Source organism: Tamlana sp. I1 (genome assembly GCF_015355625.1).
GTDB lineage: Bacteria > Bacteroidota > Bacteroidia > Flavobacteriales > Flavobacteriaceae > Pseudotamlana.
Window position 1 is genome coordinate 267,645 of the sequence record NZ_JACLAF010000001.1, and the last position, 19,789, is coordinate 287,433.

The window sequence follows — 19,789 nt, forward strand, 5'->3', positions numbered from 1 at the left end:
TAATTAATTTGAATTCAACATGTTTGGTTTTTATGAATGTGTTGATTTTTAGTTTTTTAAACGATCCGTTTTAAATTAAAACTCACGCTTTCCAAATTCACTTTCTATAAACTTCGATTCGTTTTTCCTGTTGTTAAAGGAGTAGGTAAGGTTTAAAAATACGACATCTACTTCGTAAACATAATTAGTTGTGGTATAAAACGACCCCGGAACTTCTGTTGTAATACGCTGCTCGTTGGTGTGTAATAAGCCCATATCAATATTTTGCCATTGTACAGTGGCTACCAGTTTGTTATCAAAAAACGTCTTTTTAAACGCGAGGTTAGGGGAGTAAAAAGCAGAATCTTCCCCTTGTGCTGTGACACGTTTTGATAAATAATTAAAGGTAAATTGTAAAGATGTTGTTGGGTTAAAGGTGTAAGTTGAATTTGCATTTAAAGAATACACAAAACTACTGGTGTCAATTTTATTACCATCGTAGGCGCCATCAATAGCATAGGAATATAAATTAGCACCTAAAACATTTTTCCAATTTTTAGTGAATTTCACTTCCGAACCTAGTTCAAGTCCTAAAGAAGTTCCTTTTCCAACATTGGAATAAATACGATTTAAAATGGTGTCGTTGTAAATGGTATTTACACGATTTACCAAGTTTTGCACCGAACGGAAATAACCTGTTGCATAAACAGAATTACCGTTTTCAAAATCTTTAACTGCGCCAACTTCAACTAAATCTATAAATTCTGGTTTTAGTGTTGGGTCGCCTTGCTCTAAAGTTTCAGAGTGTTCGCGTTCTGGAAACGGATTCATTTTAAAAGAGGTGGTACGTTCCACACGTTTGCTGTAGGCTGCTTTCAACTTTAAATCATCATTGACTTTATATTGAATTGAAGCCGATGGAAACAGCTTCACATAATCGTAATAATACGTGGTATCTACAACGCCCACTTTATCCTTCAAAAATAAATCACGATTCATACTTTCTAAACGAAAACCAATGCTATAATCTATTTTTTCTGAACTGTGATCCAGTTGTGCATAACCAGAGTTAATAAGTCGTTTTAAATTAACTTCACTTGAAAATTCAGGAACCAATTCAAATTCGCCAGTTGTTAAATTTTTTCGTTCGTAAACAAAATCCCCTTTGTGGTCTAAATTTCTGTATTGATAGCCCATACTAATGGCGCCTAGATCTAATGGTTTCATTTCATAATCAATCTGCGCACGAACACCATTTAAAGGATTGTCGTTGGTGTTGTATTCCTCTTGAAGAATTTGGGAGGTATCGGGCCAACCTAGGTTTTCATTAGTTGTTGGTCCTCCCAACATGGTGTATTCATATAAAAAAGAGGTTGCTAATTTTGATTTATTATTGAAGGTATGGTCATAATCGAAACTCGCCACAAAGAAATCACTTTTTCGAATTCGTAAATTATCATTTAAATATTGGATGGTGTAAATACGGTCGTTAACATCATCACCATCAGCAGGTGTATTGGCATGGTTGTCGTAATATAAAATGTTAGCTCTTCGGTCTTTAGTTTGTTTTCCAGCATAAACACCTACCGAATAATTATTATTATCATTAGGGGTGAAATCGACCGTAAATCGACCAGAATAGTTAATACCATCAAAACTACGCTCACCATCCGAAGGAAACCGTGTTAAGGTATCGTTTATAATGGTATATACATCGCCTTCGCGTCGTCCTGCAATATCATTGCGTTGGTAACTGCCGCCTAGCGAGAAATTCCACTTGTCTTTTCTAAGGTTATAGGTAATATCGGCACCATAGCGTTGAGCGAATTCTTCATTGTCGTAATCTTCAATACTTGGTAGCCCTAGTTTAACACCAACCTGTGTAAAAGCCCCGTTTAAAGCGCCTTTTTTGGTAATTATATTTATAATTCCGGCTTTTCCTTCAGGATCGTATTTTGCAGATGGTGCGGTAATAACTTCCACGCGCTCGATGCCATTTGCAGGCAAATTCATTAAAATTTGAGTGGCGCTACTTTGTATAGGTTTGCCGTTTAAAAGCAAAACAAAATTGGTGCTCCCTCTTAAGGCAATTGCGCCTTCGCCATTAATGGTTATAGCGGGGACATTACTTAAAACATCAACGCCTGTACCGCCCACAGCATTTTGAAAATTTTTAGTAGCAAAAACCTGTCTGTCAGATTTATTAATTACCGTATTTGTATTCCCCGTAATAACCACTTCATTAAGCATTTCGTTACTTGGGTGAATTAAAATACGACCTAAATCTTTTAATTCGCCGTTTTTAGAAATACGAAAAGCGGCGGTTTTAGTAGATTGGTAACCAATAAAAGAAGCTTCTAAATAATAGTTTCCTTTTTTAATGTTTTCTAAAGAAAATCGCCCAGATTCTACACTAACAGCACCAGAAACTAAAGTGCTATCGGGTAATTGGTATAAGGCAACTGTGGCATAATCGATGCCTTTTTGGTCTTGAGAATCTATTACGCTTCCTGTAATTTGAGCTGTTGAAATAGAAGAAAACACTATGGCAAAACATAGTGAGAAATAAAATTTAAAAGTCATTTATCAAATATTGCTATTAACGGCTGCAAATGTACAGATTACCTAGGTTAACTTATGGTTTATTTGAAAAATTTATGGTGTTTTTTATAGGCTTGTTTTTCGAAAATGAAGCGGGGTTATTTGGTTGTTTTTTTTGAAGTATTTTACAAAATGAGAAACGTCTTTAAACTGAAGTTGATGTGCAATTTCGGTAATGTTTAAATCGGTGTATAAAAGTAAACGTTTGGCTTCCTTGTTTACATAAATAGCAATTACTTCTGAAGCCGATTTTAATACATGTTCTTTACATAAACCATTTAAGTGCTGTGGCGATATGTGCAATTGCTCGGCATAAAACGACACGCTATTTTGTGGGTTTTCGTTGAGTAAGTCCAGCAGCTGCTCCACTTTATTTTTAGGTGATTTTGTTTTCGATTTATTCGAACACAAAACAATTTTAGAAAGCAGCGCTTTTAAGAGACCTTCGGTAACATCTTTATTTCTGGCTGTTTTTTGTTCTAAACACAATAAATTAAAAAGTTGTTCGAAAATGCTAGCGTCTTCAATTTTTAAATGATTCCACTTCGATAATTGAATTAATAACGCATTAATTTGCTTGTCGGTTGTCTGTTCAATAAAAGCATTTTTAAAAATAATAACATAGCCTTTTGGTTCGCTATCAATTGCCCAATGGTGAACTTCTTCGCGTTTTACAAAATAAAAAACAGGCGGTTCAATGGTATAAACTTTAGAGTCGATAGTGTGTGTGCCAGAGCCTTCAGATAAATATACAATTTCGAAATATTTATTGTGTTTATGCGGTTTGGTATAACGCTTACTGGTGTCGAAAGGTTCTATTTTTATGGTAGAAATTTCAGCTATTTTATTTTTTATTTGAATCGAATCCGATTTCATTTTAATTCCTTTCTGTTTAGTTTTAGGGTAAATAAGTAGTCCTGCAAATATATTGGTTTTTGTTTGAAGCTTTTTTTGATTAATTCCTTTGAAGGCTAAAGTTTAGTTAAAAAAATAGATTAAAAATATACCCTTTAAAAATTTAAAATGGATGCGTTTATTTCCCTGCATTTTTTTCTATATCTTTTGATGAAATTAAACACATTAAATGAACTTTAATAAAGAAGCAACAGTATGGCAACTCGCAATTTTAGATCTTACCGAAAATAGAGTATGGTGTGGCGGACTTATTTTAAAGGGAAACCATGAGGTTAAGGATAGTAAAACCAATGCTTTTAAAAATGCCATTCATGTGGTGCAATCTTATTTTGTAAAGGTGTATGCGCATCAAAAAATTTGTATTCATTCAAATAATGAAATAATAGAAACGCAGACTGATGCCTATGGCAGGTTTCAAATTATAACAACTCAAGAATTGGATGCAAATCTCACTATAACTTTACCCGAAACAAATCTACCCTTAAAAATTGTACAGGAATATCCTATTAGTTTTAAAGAACCACAGCGCACATTAGATATTATTTCAGATATCGACGATACCATTATGGTATCTAATACAGCCCATTTCTATAAGCGCATTAAAACATTATTACTACTGGTTCCAGAAAAACGCGCGGTTATCGAATTTACCCAAAACATGTTTAAAGCTTGGAAAAGTGTAAACCCTAGAATTTTTTATGTTTCTAAAAGTGAAAGCAATTTGTTTATACGCTTAACTAAATTTATAAAGCATAATAATTTACCACAGGGCATGTTAACTTTAACACCCTACTTAAGTTTTTTTCAACTTATAAAAGGCGATAAACCTGTAGATTTTAAGCTGAACGCGATACGGTTTTTAATAGAGAATTCAAGAAGTAAGTATTATGTTTTGGTTGGAGACGATAGCCAAAAAGACATGGCTATTTATACCGAAATTGTTAAAGCCTATCCGCAATTAATTTTAAAGGTTTACATTCGACAAACCAGAGAAAAAGTTAACGAAACGCAACAGCTTATGTGGCAAAAGTTAAAAGCTACAGGCGTTTCAGCATCTTATTTTGTGCCAGAGCATGCCAACTCTGTTTTAAATGAAATTGAAGATTTAAAAAAAGAACTCGTATGAAATTACTTTTTGTAGTGAACCCCATATCAGGCGGTATTGATAAGCAACCTTTTTTAACAGAAGCCCAGCAAATTTGTAATTTATACGGAATAGACTACCATGTTTTTAAAACAACGGGAACTGATGATGCTGTTAAACTTGAAAAGGCGTTACAAGATTTTAAACCCGATAAAGTTGTTTCGGTTGGCGGCGACGGCACCACTTTGTTTACTGCAGTAGGAGTAAAAAACACCAATATTCCTATGGGTATTGTCCCTTTAGGTTCTGCAAATGGTATGGCGGTAGAATTGGGTGTAGCACAAAAACCTTTAGAGGCTTTGAAGGATATTTTAATGTCTCATATTTCTGGCGATTTGGATATGTTGGTTGTAAACGGAGAACATTATTCAATTCATATGGGCGATGTGGGAATTAATGCGAAAATTGTAAAAGCCTTTGAGAATGATGAAAAACGCGGCATGGTTACCTATGCTAAATATTTTATAGAAGAATTAAATAACGTTCAGCCTTTTAAAATGAAAGTGGATTGTAATGGGGAAACTTTAGATGCTGAAGGTGTTATGTTAGGTATTTGTAATTCTAGAAAATACGGCACAGGCGTCCCTTTAAATGTAAATGGCAATCCTATGGATGGCGTGTTTGAAATTGTTTTAATTGAAAAAATAAATGCCAATATGTTAATTAAAGCAGGGCTTTCTAGTTTTAATGAGAAGTTTTCCGATAGCCAAAATCAAACCACTATAAGCACTACACATGCTAAAATAGCATTTGATGAACCCAAAGTTTTACAACTGGATGGTGAGGTGATAGGCGATTTTAAATCATTAGAAATAGAACTTTTAAAAGGTGCGGTAAAATTAATCACCACCAAAAAGAATTCGTATTTATGATGGAGTAGGGCTTAATGCCGATTTTTCTCTTGTGATAAATTCGGCGAGAGTAGTAGATGTTTTTCCTGTTACTCCGGTTACTAGTACCTATTTCATCACTAATATTTTTTATTAAATTATTTCAAAGCTATTAATAATTGTTTTTCCATCAATCTTCATTATATATATCTTAAGACTTTTGTTGACCTACTAAATAAATTAACAAAAAGGTGTCATTATTACCTTCGTAAAATTCACTTACCTAATAATTAGATGCTTTTTAATGTCTAAATCATCATTTAAAAAAACTTACACCAATTTTTTGAAATTTTTCTCCATGATAATTAATCCAAATCATCAGCAATACGGCTATAAACATCAAAATTTTAACATATAGCTTAAATAAATTTTTTAGAACTATTTGATTTTCAGTTGCAAGATGTGGTTTTTTTATTTAATTTGGCCAAACCATAACTGGTTAACCAAAGTGATTAACCAGTTTAAAACCCCAATTAATCTATTAACCCTAAACTAAACTAAATTAAAATGAAAAATTATTTAATGAGTCGCATAAGCCGAATGGCATTATGCATCACAACTATGTTATGTGCTTTTTTTGCCCATGCAACAGACTATACTGTTAGTTCTGCAAGTCAGTTTAACAGTCTCAGTTTATCACCTGGCGATGTGGTAACCTGGATCGATGGTACTTACAGTAACGACCAAACCATTAGCTTCACTTCAAACGGTAGCGCATCAAACCCTATTATATTAAAAGCAGAAACCCCAGGAGGAGTTATTTTTACAGGACATACCAATATGGATATTTCTGGAGATTATGTTATTGTTGATGGCTTCTACTGGAATGGTGGAGGATCAAGTAACAACCATGTGCAATTTAGAAAAAGTAGCGCCTATGCGAACCACTCTACTATAAGAAATTGTGCTTTTAATAACCTAACGCCTAGCGGAACCGATAAACACCGTTGGGTGGTACTTTATGGTACAAATAATACGGTAGAAAACTGTTCTTTTCTTAATAAAAACAGTCCTGGAGCCTTGGTTTTAGTAGAATTAGAATACAATGATTATAACCCAGTAGGACATATTATTAGAAATAATTACTTCTATAATTTTATTAAAAGAGATCCTTCAACAACACACTCTGGCGATAGTGAAACCATTCGTGTAGGGACAAGCGAATTTCAAGATAAAAGTGCTAGTGTTACTGTGGAAGGGAATTATTTCTTTAAAGCCGATGGCGAGAATGAAATTATAACCAACAAAAGTGCCGATAATATTTATAAAAACAACACCTTTAGAAGATGTCGAGGGTCTTTAGTAATGCGTCATGGTGCACGTGCTACGGTACAAGGCAACTATTTTTTAGGTGAAAATGTTGAAGGTACAGGAGGTATTCGTATTACCGATAGTTACCACGTGATTACTAATAATTATTTCCAAGATTTAATTAGCTCTGGCGATAAATGGAATAACGGAATTACTTTAGTTGGTGGTTCTGATACTTCTGGAGGGATTACAAACGGCTACCAAAAAGTAGACGATATTGTCGTGGCGAATAATACTTTATATAATGTAGAATCGCCAATTTTTTATAACGACCGTTCAAGTTACGATCCAACAGGCGTTTTAGAAAACAATGTGATTTATACCACTTTATCTGATGTTGTTGGTGGTGATATCTCTGGAACAGGACAAGGGATGACTTACAACGGAAACATTTACTATGGTGCGACATTAGGAATTTCGGATAGCGGTTTTACAGAAGCCAATCCAGGTTTCTCTGCTAGTGGTGAGATTTTTAGAACAAACAGTTCAGGGCCAGCAGCAGGTAAAGGTTCTTCAATTTATAGTCCACATACAAATAGTATGGTAGGCGTATCAGTGGGTGCTAGTTTTATTGATGCTGAAGGTGGCGAGTCTACCGAAAACCCTGTAGATATAGATGTTACAGGTGTTTCTTTTTCTGTAAGTTCAGCAAGTTTAACGGTTGGCGATACCCAAACATTATCGGCAACAGTAAGTCCTTCAAACGCAACTAATAAAAATGTTAGTTTCAGCACTAATAATGCATCGGTAGCTACAGTTAATTCTAGCGGAAACGTTACAGCGGTTTCAGCTGGTTCTGCAACTATTACCGTTACAACATCTGATGGAGGTTTTACCGATACGGTTGCTGTTAAAGTTACAGCAGGTTCTACAGGTGGTGGCACAGCTCAAATTCCATCAGATTTAATGGAAAACTGTAACCAATGGAAAATTACATATCCAACTGGCGATGAAGATAAAACCTTATGTGGTGAAGCTAATAACGAATTCTTTTATGTGAATGATGATGGTGATGCCATTGTTTTTCGTGTGCCTATTAGAAGCAATAATGGTTCTACGCCGAATTCCGATTATATCCGTTCGGAACTTAGAGAGCGTGTAGAAACAGGAAGCTCTGATATTTATTGGACAACTGAAGGGTCTCACATGCTATATGTTAAGCAGGCCATTACACATTTACCTCTTGTAAAGTCACATTTAGTAGCGACACAAATTCATGGTAATAAAGCCGATGGGATTGATGATTCTATGGTAATGAGACTTGAAAATTCTCATTTATTTCTTTCGTTTAACGGTGGTAAATTAAGAGATGATGTTACCATTAAAACAGATTATGTTTTAGGAACTCCACATGAAGTTATTTTTCTAGTTGTTGATGGTAAGCACTATTGCTACTATGCTGAAGATGGTAACCTTTTTGAAGCTTATAACAATGGTAATGCTTCACAGTATTTGGTACAAGCAGATGGAAATGATTATGTAATGGACTTAAATTATGATCAATCGTATTTTAAAGTTGGTAACTACACGCAAAGTAATCCTGAAAAAGAAGGTGATGAAACAGATAACCCTGAAAACTATGGGGAAGTTTTAGTTTACGATTTTTCAGTGAGTCATGGTGATGGAGGTACAACAGAACCTGTTGATGTTACCGGAGTTAGTTTTTCTTCTAGCACAGAATCTTTAGGATTAGGCGCTTCAATTCAACTTTCTGCAACTGTATCGCCAAGTAATGCGACAAACCAAGCGGTTAGTTTTAGCAGTAGTAATTCATCGGTGGCCTCTGTAAATTCAAATGGTGTTGTTACAGCAAATTCAGAAGGAACAGCAACCATTACAGTAACCACTTCAGAAGGAAATTATACAGACACGGTATCTGTTACAGTAACAGCACCTTCAACGGGCGATAATTTAGCATTAAATAAATCGGTTTCAGGAACTGGAACTGCCGATGGCGATAATGTCTCTGCTAATTTAGTTGATGGAAATACGGGTAGCCGATGGTCGGTTTCAGGTTTCCCACAATCGGCGACTATCGATTTAGGTTCTAATTTCACTTTGGGTAGTACAGAATTAGTAACCTATAACGATCGTGCATACCAATACACTATTTCGGTGTCTTCATCAGAGAACGGTACTTATACAGAAGTTGTAGATAGAAGTAATAACGCAACACCAGGTTCTACTTCAAGTCCTATTATCGATACCTTCGATAGTATTGAAGCGCGATATGTAAAAATTACAGTAACTGGTGCCAATGATTATACAGGAAGCTGGATAAGTTTATTAGAACTTAGAGTTTTTGCAGGCGAAGGCGATGTGGTAGATCCAGAAGTTAATGTGACTTCGGTGTCTTTATCACCTTCTAGTGTAACTTTAAACGAAGATGAAACAGAACAACTTTCGGCAACAGTAAGTCCGAGTAACGCTGATAACCAAGCGGTAACTTATAGCAGTAGCAACACAACTGTAGCAACTGTGAATGGTAACGGATTAGTAACAGCAGTTTCAGCGGGTAACGCTACCATTACAGTAACAACTGCCGATGGGGCATTTACAGATACTGCAGAGGTTACAGTAACTTCTGAACCAGTAGTTTTAACGAATGTGGCTTTAGGAAAATCGGTTACCACCTCTAATGAGCAATCTTCAAACCCAGCATCTAATCTAGTTGATGGCGATGCAGATTCTAGATGGTCTGGAGAGTTTTATCCTAATTGGGTAACAGTTGATTTAGGTGGTCTTTATACTGTAAATAGTACCGAGGTTATTTGTTTTAAAGATCGTGCATACCAGTATACTATTGAAGTGTCTACCGATGGAAACACGTTCACTCAAGTAGTAGACAGATCGAATAATACAACTGGAGGTTCTAACGATTCGCCAATTGCAGATGCATTTTCAAATGTTGATGCGAGATATGTAAGAATCACTGTTTCTGGTGCAGCAAGCTACTCTGGAGATTGGATAAGTATAGAAGAGTTGCGCGTGTTTGGTTATGCAAACGGATCGACATCAAAAGCCAGTACATTAAAATCACAAGATGAGGTTGTTGCGGTGTCAATTTGGCCAAATCCAGCAGTAAACACTGTAAATATTAGTGGTGCTAGCGATTACGAAATGCTTACCGTTTACGATCAAGTTGGAAAAGTGGTTATTAATCAACCCATTCAAGGTGAAACTGTAGATATTTCAAATTTAAATTCTGGATTATATATTTTCAGACTTACAGGAAAGAACACAAGTATTACGAAGCGCGTTATTAAAAAATAACCGTTTCATAATGTTTGGTAAAAGGCAGCTGAAGTTTTCTTCATCTGCCTTTTTTACGTTTAAACTTTTATAAATAAATAGAACTATTAAAAAATTGTAATATGTGCGTAGTAAAATCATACAACTCATCTTAAAATCTTCCTAAATCACTCCTAAAATAATCCTAAAATATGTTCAACTCCAAAGTATTATGACTTTTGACATATAACGAGGCGCCACTTTTAATTAATTTTATATCACATGAAATATTCACTCTTTAGACAAATGAAAAAAACATCACTTTTTTTACTAATTTATTCATTCTTATTCATAAATCTGGTTACGGCACAGAACATTACCGTGTCCAATATCGCTGAATATAACGCAGCGCTTACTCAGGTAAGTTCGGGAGGTACCATTATTTTAAAAAATGGCGAATGGAAGGACGCTAATCTTTTAGCGCATGGTAACGGAACCAAGGAAAACCCTGTGGTTATTAAAGCAGAAACCGCAGGACAGGTTATGTTAACCGGAGATTCTAGCTTAAGTATTTATGGTAATTATGTTATTGTAAGTGGCCTTTGGTTTAAAGACGGAAAAACAAATTCTAAACATGTGGTTCAATTTAGAAAGGACTCTAAAACTTTTGCTAATAACTGTAGGTTCACCAATTCTACAATTTCATATTTTGATGTTGTAGATGAAAACAATAAAAACCATTGGGTTGATATCTGGGGAAAAAATAACCGTGTAGATCATAATAATTTCACAGGAAAAACATCGGCAGGTACTACACTTGTTGTTTGGTTAAAAGGGGATGAGCATATTGAAAATAACCATCAAATAGATCATAATTATTTTGGACCTCGACCAGAATTAGGCGAAAATGGGGGTGAAACTATTAGAATTGGTACCAGTGAAAATTCTAAGAAATCCTCTAAAACAATTGTTGAAAATAACACCTTCAAACAATGCGATGGTGAGATTGAAATTATCTCTAATAAATCTTGCGATAATATTTTTAGAAACAACCTTTTTATAGAAAGTAAAGGTACCATAACGTTAAGGCATGGTGATAATGCGCTTGTAGAAAACAACGTATTTTTAGGTAATAATGTGCCTAGTACTGGTGGTATTAGAATTATTAACGCAGGACATGTGGTTAGAAATAACTTGTTAATAGGTTTAACTGGCGATGATTACAGAGGCCCTATTGTAATTATGAATGGTGTTCCTAATTCACCTTTAAATCGATACGATCAGGTTAAAAATGTAGATATTCAAAATAATACCATAATTAACTGTGGTCCTATGACTTTTGGTGCTGGTAAAGATGAAGAAAAAAGTCTGGCTGCCATAAATACCGTTTTTGCGAATAATATTATAACCAATACCAATGGCGGTAAAATTCTTGAAATAGGGGATACTGTTGATGGTATAACTTTTTCAGGAAATATTGTAGATAGTGAAGCACAGGTTGATCCTAAATATTTTACTAAAACAAAAATAGATTGGGCGATTTTAAAATCGATGCCAATGCCTACCGACAATAACCCTGTATTGAAAGATGTTACTAAAACGCCTAAAAGTCCAGAAAATGATATGATAGGTGCAGCTAGAGAAACTTATGTGGCAGGTGCATTTAACCTTGATAACACAAAAATTCCTATGGCCATTTTGTCTAGAAATGGTCCGGGATGGAAACCTAATATTGTTGCTCCAGTTGTAAAAGCTGAAGATTTAGTGATCGAGCCAGGTGTTGGTACATTAACTAAAACACTAAGTAAAACCAAAGATGGCGATGTTATTATTTTAAAAGAAGGTGTTTATAGTTTTGATAAAAAATTAAAAGTTAAAAATAAGATTACCATTGTTGGAGCTGAAAATGGTGGTACCATAATTAACATGCAAGACGGCATTGAAAGCCCTTTTGATTATTTCTTTAGAGTAAGCGAAAACGCATCTTTAACCCTAAAAAATATCACTTTTGATGCGTCACATAAAAGTCCGCCTAAATATGCGATAGTATCACCAGACAAAATGGAATCTGGTAATTATGCGCTTAGTGCGGAAAATTGCAGTTTTAAAAACTTTACCAATGAAAATGGTGGTAGTATTTTTAAAGCCTATGAAGGTACCATAGCGCGTAGTTTAGTGTTTAAAAACTGTAAATTCTTAGACAGTTATAGAGGTTTAAATCTTTCTTATGATAAAGATAACTTTGGGAAATACAATGCTTTAGAAATTGTAATTGATAATTGTGTATTTGCTAACATAAAAGAATTCGCAATAAATTACATCCGATCTATTCCTGATGCCAATATTGAAGGCGGAAAATTAATCGTTACCAATAGTGTATTTGATAAGGTTTTTAATGAAGAGAAAGGTAAAATTATCAGATCTAACGGGATTCATGAAGTCGTAATAAAAAACTCGGTGTTTATGAACAGTTATAAAATTAAAACTCCCATGAGTATTGAAGGTTTTAAAGCTAGCATTCAAAATTGTTTAATTAACGATAGTGGTTTTCCTAAAGCTAGTAAAGGTGCTAAAATTGAAGATGTTATTTATAAAAACCCAAGATGGGAAGATAAAAATCTATACATTCCTAGTGAGAAATCGCCATTACTTAAAGATAATAATGGGCGTGATTTAATAGGATTACGTCAGGACTAATTTTGTGTTTAAATGCATTAAAAAGGCTTCTTAACTAGATGATTAAGAAGCCTTTTTTATGTTGTTATATTCTAAAAATGATTACTCTATGGTTAAATAAGTGCCTTTAAAACTTTGGTTTAAAACCATCATGATTAAAGGTTCATCTTTAGAATGACGTTTCACTTCAATAGATGCTTTTCCATTGGCCATTTCTAAAGCTTCACTACCTGTTGGCGTTCCCATACTTTTAAGGGTTTCTCCGCCAGATAAACATTGAAAGTAAACGCGTTTTTCATAGTCTAAACAGCGTAAACCTTGGTCGTCATAAGCAGTTGCTGTTAATAGATAATTGCCGCTATTCAAAAGCTTATAGTCTAATTTTAAACCTATGGCTTTGTTGTTTTTAGTATATCTGTAATTTATTTTTAATTCATCTTTTACTGTTTTGCCGTCTTTGGTTTTTCCAACCGAAACTAAGTTGTTTTCCCCTTCGTTAAAACTTAAATTCCAGTTTAGTCCTGCTGCAGGAAATGCTTTTATATTACGTTGCTTGGTGCCTAAACTTTTACCGTTTAAGAATAACTCTACTTCCGGACAATTACTATAAACGCTTACATCGCGATTTGTTCCTTTAGGCCCTTGACGCTCTGTCCACGTATGCGATTCTATGTATGTAAAAGAATCTGTTTTATTCCAGTAGCTTTTAAACACATAAAAGGCGTCTTTGGGGTTGTTGGCACGATCTACCAAGCCTTTTTGGTTCATGTAAGGAATAGCATTTTCAGGACGTAATGGTGTGCCAAAGTCTTTAAAAGCCCATTGTATGTTGCCTACAAAGGTGGAATCGTTTTCAGAAATACGTAAATGCCAATCGAATAAATCTACTATATAATTTTCGCTCCAATCGCCAATTTGCGCAATATTAGCCACATCGGTTTGCACAATAGCTTCTTCCCAGCCATCGGCTTGAATTTCGCCTTCACCTGTAATCGGGTTTTCGGTATGTCTGCCTAAGTGACTCGATCCGCCGTATTCGGCATGTAAAAAATGGCGGTATTCAGCTTTATAGAGATCGATGGCTTTTTGGTAACTTTTATAGCTTCCAGAATACCAACCCGACCAGATAGATGGAGAAAAAACATCTACAATATCTGCCCCTTCGTAATATTTTCTAATGCCTGTTTTTCTAGAGGGGTCTAATTGATGGGCATAGTCGTGCAGCTCTTGTAAATAGGCATTCATGTGCTCTGTATTATCGCCACCTTCAAAATCGGGTAACCAATACATTTCGTTTCCTAAAGACCAGATTATAACGCTAGGGTGGTTGTAGTTTTGTTCGATAATTTCTTTAAGCATTGTTTTTGTGTTCTTCTTCCACGCCGCATTACCTAAACCGCCTCGACACCAAGGTAGCTCGTCCCAAACCAACAAACCTAGCTCGTCGCAAGCTTTATAGATTTCTGGATCTTGAGGGTAATGAGCTAAACGTACAAAGTTGGTTCCCATCTCTTTTATAAGCTCCATATCGGCACGATGTTGGGCGTTACTCATGGCAGCGCCTACGCCTGCATGTTCTTCATGTCTGTGGGTGCCTCGTAGTAATAAACGTTTTCCGTTAAGGTAAAAGGCACCATGTTCTTTAAACTCAAACCATCTAAAACCTACACGATCTGAAATTTCATCTTTAATTACATCATTTTCTAACAAGGCAACTTTTAAGGTATATAGGTTAGGCTTTTTTGTGTCCCAAAGTTTCGGATTTACAATGTTTTTAAAATGTATTTCTGAAGTGTTTTCAGTAACATCAAATGTTTCTGTTTGAACTGTATTTCCTTCAGTATCCAATAAAGTGGCTTTAACTTTTAATGCTGAATGCTTTGGGTTAGAAACTGAAACTTCTGCTTTTATTTCGGCACTTGATACTGAAACCTGAGGTGTTGAGATTTTTAAATTAGACAAATGTTCGGCAGGTAAAGTTTCCAACCAAACATCTCTAGTAATGCCACCATAAATGAAGAAATCACTTTTTTGAGACGGAATAACTTCTGGGTTATAACCATTATCTACACGAACGAGTATGTTATTTTTTCCGGCAGAAATAGCTTGGGTAATATTTACATTAAACCCAATATAACCACCAATATGACCGCCTACTTTTTTGCCATTCATATAAACTTCGCTGGTAATGTTAACGCCTTCAAAATAAAGTTGATAGATTTGACCAGAAATAACAGCAGGGATGTGTAATTCTTTTTTATACCAACTACCTGTGCGTCTGTAGCCGGGCTCTAAATCTGTGGCATCTAAAGCATTCCAACTGTGTGGTAAATTAATGGGTTGCCAGGTTTCTTGTTTCAAAGCATCATCAATGTTTGGTGTATTATTTTCTAAATACAACCAATCGTTATTAATGTTCGTTTTATGGCGTTCTTGCTTGCTTTTTTCAGAGGGGTATTCGCAGGCAAGTATAATTACACTAAGGAAAAAAAAGACTGCAAGCTTGCTGATTGTAGATGATATTGTCATTTATTATAAAGCTTTTAATCTAAGTAAGGTCTCTAAAAAATAATAATCGGCATAGACAATGGGTTCATCTATCTCGTCGTTTTTTGGCCAATTTCCAGTACTGTGATTTAAAATAAATGGTGCTGGATTTTTTTCATCTAGAATATAATTTGAAGATTTTAGATTATCAATAACCTTTTTACTGTACTCTAGGTAGGTTTTATTATTGGTATAACCATATAATTCAACTAAAGCTGAAGCTACTACAGTACCTGCTGATACATCTCTAGGAGCATTTGGTATGGCAGGGTCGTTAAAATCCCAATAAGGGATACCATCTTCGGGTAAGTTTTTATGATTTAAGTAAAAGGCAGCAGTGGCTTTAGCTCGCTCTAAATATTTTGAATCTTTGGTGTAACGGTAAGCCATGGTATAACCATAAATCGCCCAACCTTGTCCGCGTGCCCAAGAAGAGGCATCGTTAAAGCCTTGGTGGGTCACTTTCAATCTAGGTTGGTTTGTAATGGTATCATAATCTATCACATGAAAACAACTGTTATCTGCTCTAAAATGATTTTTCAAGGTGGTATTGGCGTGAGTAACAGCTAGTTTATGAAACGTGCTATCGCCTGAAATTTTAGTTGCTTCAAATAACAATTCTAAATTCATCATATTATCAATAATCACAGGGAACTGCCATATGTCAGCATTAAAATCCCATGAACGAATGCTGCCAATATTTTCATTAAATCTGGTGCTTAAAGTTTCGGCACTTTCAACAATTATTTTTTTATAATTGGTGTTGTTTTCAACTTCTAAACTTTTACCAAAACTGCAAAACACTTTAAATCCCATATCGTGGGTTCTGTTGTTATGTTTCTCTTTTTCAATAAATGCAGTCCATTTTTTAGCTTGATTTTTATAAAGATCTTCTTTTGTAAGTTGATAAATTTGCCACAGGTTTCCCGCAAAGAAACCACTGGTCCAGTCACTAGAGGGTACCTTTTGTATGGTATTTGTTTTTAAGTTTAGGCTGCGTGGAAATGCTGTAGAATCGACTTGATATTCGGCTAATTTTTGGTAACGATTATCTAGTATAGCTTCAACTGTTTTAGCTGAATTATTGTTGGATTTTGTCTTGCTGCAAGATAGACTCAATAAAAGAACAATAAGGAGATAGTACGGAAGGTGTTTTTTTATCATGATTTCAATGCGCTTTTGTATTCGTGTTTCTAAAGATATAATAAACAAATTTAAAGACTAAATAATCCTGTAAATTTGAAATTGAAACAGCTTCTTTCATGGTCTTTTTAATTGGTATAAAGCTGTTTTTATATTCTAAATTAAAGTGCACTTCGTATAAATTTGTAAGGGCTTTTTATACAGAATACTTTATAAGTTTCATAAATAAAGATGTTGTGTATTATTTAGTTTTTGAAAAAGTTATTGTAATTTAATTTCCCAATTAAAATCAATAAAAGACTTAGTAGAAATCGTAAAAGCTACATGATTACTAAGCTTATTTACAGTTATGAAAACATCCACTATATTATTCGGTTTAGCTTTAATGAGCTCTACTTTTTTGTTTTCTCAAACAGTTTTAAATGCGAATGGAGTAGCAAGAGGGTAAGCCGCTGGCGCGGGATTATATAACTTTTATTTTACACAAAACGATAACAATCAGTTGTTTGTGTTTTTTACGATTGAATATTTGAACAAAAACTGATTTGTTTTTCACGAAAAAATAAGCTCAGGTCAATAAGAACGCTAATTAATTCACGGATAAGATGGATAAATATTTAGTTATCATTAAAATAAATTTAGAGAGTAGATATACTATCAAAAGGTTATTTTTTTACTCCGCCCCGCTTCAGTATACTGTATAGTAAATGCATGGTCTTTAAGATTAGCTTTTAAATGTGCTAAATCATTCTGATTTTTCCACAAAATATCAATTTCATTATCATTTGAATCGTTGATGGTTACTGTTCCTAAAAACGCCTTAGATGTATTTCTTAATCGTATTAAGTCAAGCTGATTACGCACAATATTTGTTTTAAGACCAGCGTCAACATCTTTTAGAGATAATGTAGTTCTATTAATTTCTTTATGTCCTGCACTACCGCCTTTATCGGCTGCTTCATAGTCATTTTTACCAGCAAAAATATCTAAATACCATACTTGTGGAATTCCAGGCATAAACATTTGTATGGCTCTGGCAAGCAATAGTTTTTGCTCATCTTCACCTAAAGCGCTAAAAAACGTAGAGTTTACTTGATAGTAAGAAATTTTATTACCAGATGGGTCGTATAGGTTCTTAACTCTACCTCCGCGCTCCATGATTTTATTCATAATGGATTCAATCTCGGTGTCTTCCAACAAGCCCTTGTTATACGTGCCATTTACTTCCTTTCCTTTTAAATCAAGTACCGGGATACCATCGTGACAACCAAGCATATTCACTGTTTGATAACCTTTTGCTATAATTTCATTAGCCCAAGTTACAAGTGCTTTACTGTTAGCGTTTTCAATGGCATGAATAGTTAAGCCAGGTAAGAAAAAATCGTAGATTTGATAACCTTCACTGGCGACTTCATCATGCAAATGCAATCCATATTCTGCGTGAATTTCTGGCAAGAGCGTTAAGTTGTTTTTATCTGCTATTTGTTTGATGCGCTCCAGATGCTCCCAGGTTCCTGGTTTGTTAAAAAAATTGGATTGTCCGATTTCTTTATGCAGATAAGCAAAAGCATCCAATCTTAAAATTTTACCGCCATAATTACTCACTTTTTGAAGCGTCTCAGCATAAAAATCCCATACTAATTCAGAATTGGCATTGACATCCATTTGCCCTAAATAATTGCGTTTTTTATTTATAATTTGCAATATCTCGCCTTTAACATCATTGCAATCTTCAAAATCTAGCTTTGTTAAATCTTGGTTTTCTTCAATAGCTTTATTTACTCTATCTGTAACAAACCTAGCTTCCTGGCTATTTAACCTGCTAACACTTAGCAAATCACTTTCTGCTATTTTATTATAAGATATTTGTTGATAGAAGGTATTCCAGTATGGTTTTTCAGTCCCATCTGGAAACATAACTTTTAATATAGGAAGACCAGATTTCCTCATAAATAGTTTGTTGAGAAATTCTTTGTTAGGAATTACAACACCATCAGCATCCATAGTACCATGTCCTTCCCAAAACTCGTTCCAGTTAATAAAAAAGTCTTTATATTTTGATTGATTTCCGTGTTCTAACAAATCTCTAAATTGAGGTGATGCTACCGATAAATGATTTAAAACGATATCGAATTTTAATTGAATATTGAGTTTATCTAAAGCCTTTAAATCTTCTTCTGAAACCAATTCTTTATTTAAGTTGTAATCAATAACCGAAAAACCTCTGTCTAAATCGCTATTAAAGAAGGTTGGCAATACATAAAATAACGAAAAGGCATCCTTAAATTCAGGCATTTTTAACATCGTTATTATATCACTTAAATTACATCCTATACTATCTGGATAGGCATTAAGCATAACACCTTTACTAATTTTATTCTCTTTTGACATGGCTTTTTAAGATTTACAAAAGTTCTGATAATATATTAATGTTATCTGGCAACCTACCTACATTTTGAAGTTTTAAAGCGGCAAGTTGCAAGGCTACCTCTAGGCATTTCTCAATAGGTTTTTCTTTGATATAAGCAAACAAAAACCCAGACCAAAACGCATCGCCAGCACCAGTTGCATCTTGCACTAGGTCTATAGGGATTGCTGGCAATTGAATGACTTCTTCACCCTTTTGAGATAATTTAACCCCCTTACTACCTAAAGTTAAACAAACAATATCCACTCCTTGGGAATGGAAGAATTCAAATATATCTTCATGTGGCAATTCTTTCTCGAAAAGTCTTAGCATGTCGTCTTCACTAACCTTTACCAATGGATTTAACTGGCAATATGCTTTAATTACACTTAGTGCTTCCTCTTGACTATCCCATATTTTTTTGGCGTAATTAATGTCAATGCTTAATTTGCAACCTAACCGATGTGCATCGCCAGCCTTTTTTATAATAGTGGTTTGAGCGGGTTTTTTACTTAATGCAAAACAAGTGGTATGGTATATATTCGTATTTGAAAGCGTTTTTTCTGATATTTGATCTTCTGTTATGCAAAAATCTGCTTTTCTATACGGTATAAAATCTGGAGTACTATCGGTTCTTGATACAAAAATGACACTTGTGGGTTCATTTTCAACCTGTTTAACAAAATCGGTTTTTACGCCTACCTCATTTAATCTTTCAAAGATATATTCACCAAAACCATCACTTCCAACCGTTGCCACCAAAACAGATTTCAATCCTAATCTGGCAGAATTCATGGCCACATTAGTAGGCGAGCCACCTAAATACCTGTGATAATCTCTTGTATTATTAATCTGTACTCCTGCTTGATGCCCAATAAAATCTACGAGCACTTCGCCAACACATAATATATCTATATCTTTTATTTTATTTTTCATCTCTTTTAA

At 34.5% G+C, this 19,789-nt stretch carries 10 protein-coding genes; 4 read left to right on the forward strand and 6 right to left on the reverse strand.

What is annotated here, in order from left to right; all coding sequences use genetic code 11:
- Positions 1 to 75 precede the first annotated feature (75 nt).
- Both H6X70_RS01105 and H6X70_RS01110 read right to left on the reverse strand, forming a co-directional pair.
- Positions 76 to 2,562 carry a TonB-dependent receptor domain-containing protein gene (locus tag H6X70_RS01105; protein ID WP_194765828.1) on the reverse strand — a complete coding sequence of 829 codons (2,487 nt, stop codon included), beginning with the start codon at positions 2,560 to 2,562 and terminating at the stop codon, positions 76 to 78.
- 84 nt (positions 2,563 to 2,646) lie between these two features.
- Entirely contained in the window at positions 2,647 to 3,456 is an 810-nt protein-coding gene (locus H6X70_RS01110) for an AraC family transcriptional regulator (RefSeq protein WP_194765829.1), read from the reverse strand.
- 208 nt (positions 3,457 to 3,664) lie between these two features.
- Between H6X70_RS01110 and H6X70_RS01115 the strand changes: the two genes are divergently transcribed.
- The 4 genes from H6X70_RS01115 to H6X70_RS01130 all read left to right on the forward strand — a co-directional run bounded on the left by H6X70_RS01115 (position 3,665) and on the right by H6X70_RS01130 (position 12,768).
- Positions 3,665 to 4,621, forward strand: coding sequence for an App1 family protein (locus H6X70_RS01115; protein ID WP_194765830.1), 957 nt, complete (start codon positions 3,665 to 3,667; stop codon positions 4,619 to 4,621).
- Positions 4,618 to 5,511 (forward strand): diacylglycerol/lipid kinase family protein, encoded by an 894-nt coding sequence (locus H6X70_RS01120; RefSeq protein ID WP_194765831.1) that lies wholly within the window; start codon positions 4,618 to 4,620, stop codon positions 5,509 to 5,511. The genes H6X70_RS01115 and H6X70_RS01120 overlap by 4 nt, the downstream gene beginning before the upstream one ends.
- A 525-nt stretch (positions 5,512 to 6,036) precedes the next feature.
- Positions 6,037 to 10,113 (forward strand): chondroitinase-B domain-containing protein, encoded by a 4,077-nt coding sequence (locus H6X70_RS16990; RefSeq protein WP_194765832.1) that lies wholly within the window; start codon positions 6,037 to 6,039, stop codon positions 10,111 to 10,113.
- Between the two features lie 240 nt (positions 10,114 to 10,353).
- Entirely contained in the window at positions 10,354 to 12,768 is a 2,415-nt protein-coding gene (locus tag H6X70_RS01130; RefSeq protein ID WP_228530226.1) for a polysaccharide lyase 6 family protein, read from the forward strand.
- Between the two features lie 81 nt (positions 12,769 to 12,849).
- Here the strand turns inward: H6X70_RS01130 and H6X70_RS01135 are convergent, their stop codons facing one another.
- The 4 genes from H6X70_RS01135 to H6X70_RS01150 form a co-directional block, all read right to left on the reverse strand.
- Positions 12,850 to 15,276, reverse strand: a complete 2,427-nt coding sequence (locus tag H6X70_RS01135; RefSeq protein ID WP_194765834.1) for a glycoside hydrolase family 2 protein — start codon at positions 15,274 to 15,276, stop codon at positions 12,850 to 12,852.
- Between the two features lie 3 nt (positions 15,277 to 15,279).
- Positions 15,280 to 16,458: a glycoside hydrolase family 88 protein gene (locus H6X70_RS01140; RefSeq protein WP_194765835.1), complete on the reverse strand. Its 1,179-nt coding sequence runs from the start codon at positions 16,456 to 16,458 to the stop codon at positions 15,280 to 15,282.
- Positions 16,459 to 17,094: 636 nt separating this feature from the next.
- Entirely contained in the window at positions 17,095 to 18,828 is a 1,734-nt protein-coding gene (locus tag H6X70_RS01145; RefSeq protein ID WP_194765836.1) for a glycosidase, read from the reverse strand.
- Between the two features lie 13 nt (positions 18,829 to 18,841).
- Entirely contained in the window at positions 18,842 to 19,780 is a 939-nt protein-coding gene (locus H6X70_RS01150; RefSeq protein WP_194765837.1) for a carbohydrate kinase family protein, read from the reverse strand.
- Positions 19,781 to 19,789: the final 9 nt, after the last annotated feature.

Excerpts from the sequence above, each read along its gene's own strand:
- H6X70_RS01110 (WP_194765829.1), bottom strand. The coding sequence starts at position 3,456 with ATGAAATCGGATTCGATTCAAATAAAAAATAAAATAGCTGAAATTTCT.
- H6X70_RS01130 (WP_228530226.1), top strand. The coding sequence starts at position 10,354 with ATGAAATATTCACTCTTTAGACAAATGAAAAAAACATCACTTTTTTTA.
- H6X70_RS01115 (WP_194765830.1), top strand. The coding sequence starts at position 3,665 with ATGAACTTTAATAAAGAAGCAACAGTATGGCAACTCGCAATTTTAGAT.
- H6X70_RS01150 (WP_194765837.1), bottom strand. The coding sequence starts at position 19,780 with ATGAAAAATAAAATAAAAGATATAGATATATTATGTGTTGGCGAAGTG.
- H6X70_RS01105 (WP_194765828.1), bottom strand. The coding sequence starts at position 2,562 with ATGACTTTTAAATTTTATTTCTCACTATGTTTTGCCATAGTGTTTTCT.
- H6X70_RS01140 (WP_194765835.1), bottom strand. The coding sequence starts at position 16,458 with ATGATAAAAAAACACCTTCCGTACTATCTCCTTATTGTTCTTTTATTG.
- H6X70_RS01135 (WP_194765834.1), bottom strand. The coding sequence starts at position 15,276 with ATGACAATATCATCTACAATCAGCAAGCTTGCAGTCTTTTTTTTCCTT.
- H6X70_RS01145 (WP_194765836.1), bottom strand. The coding sequence starts at position 18,828 with ATGTCAAAAGAGAATAAAATTAGTAAAGGTGTTATGCTTAATGCCTAT.
- H6X70_RS16990 (WP_194765832.1), top strand. The coding sequence starts at position 6,037 with ATGAAAAATTATTTAATGAGTCGCATAAGCCGAATGGCATTATGCATC.
- H6X70_RS01120 (WP_194765831.1), top strand. The coding sequence starts at position 4,618 with ATGAAATTACTTTTTGTAGTGAACCCCATATCAGGCGGTATTGATAAG.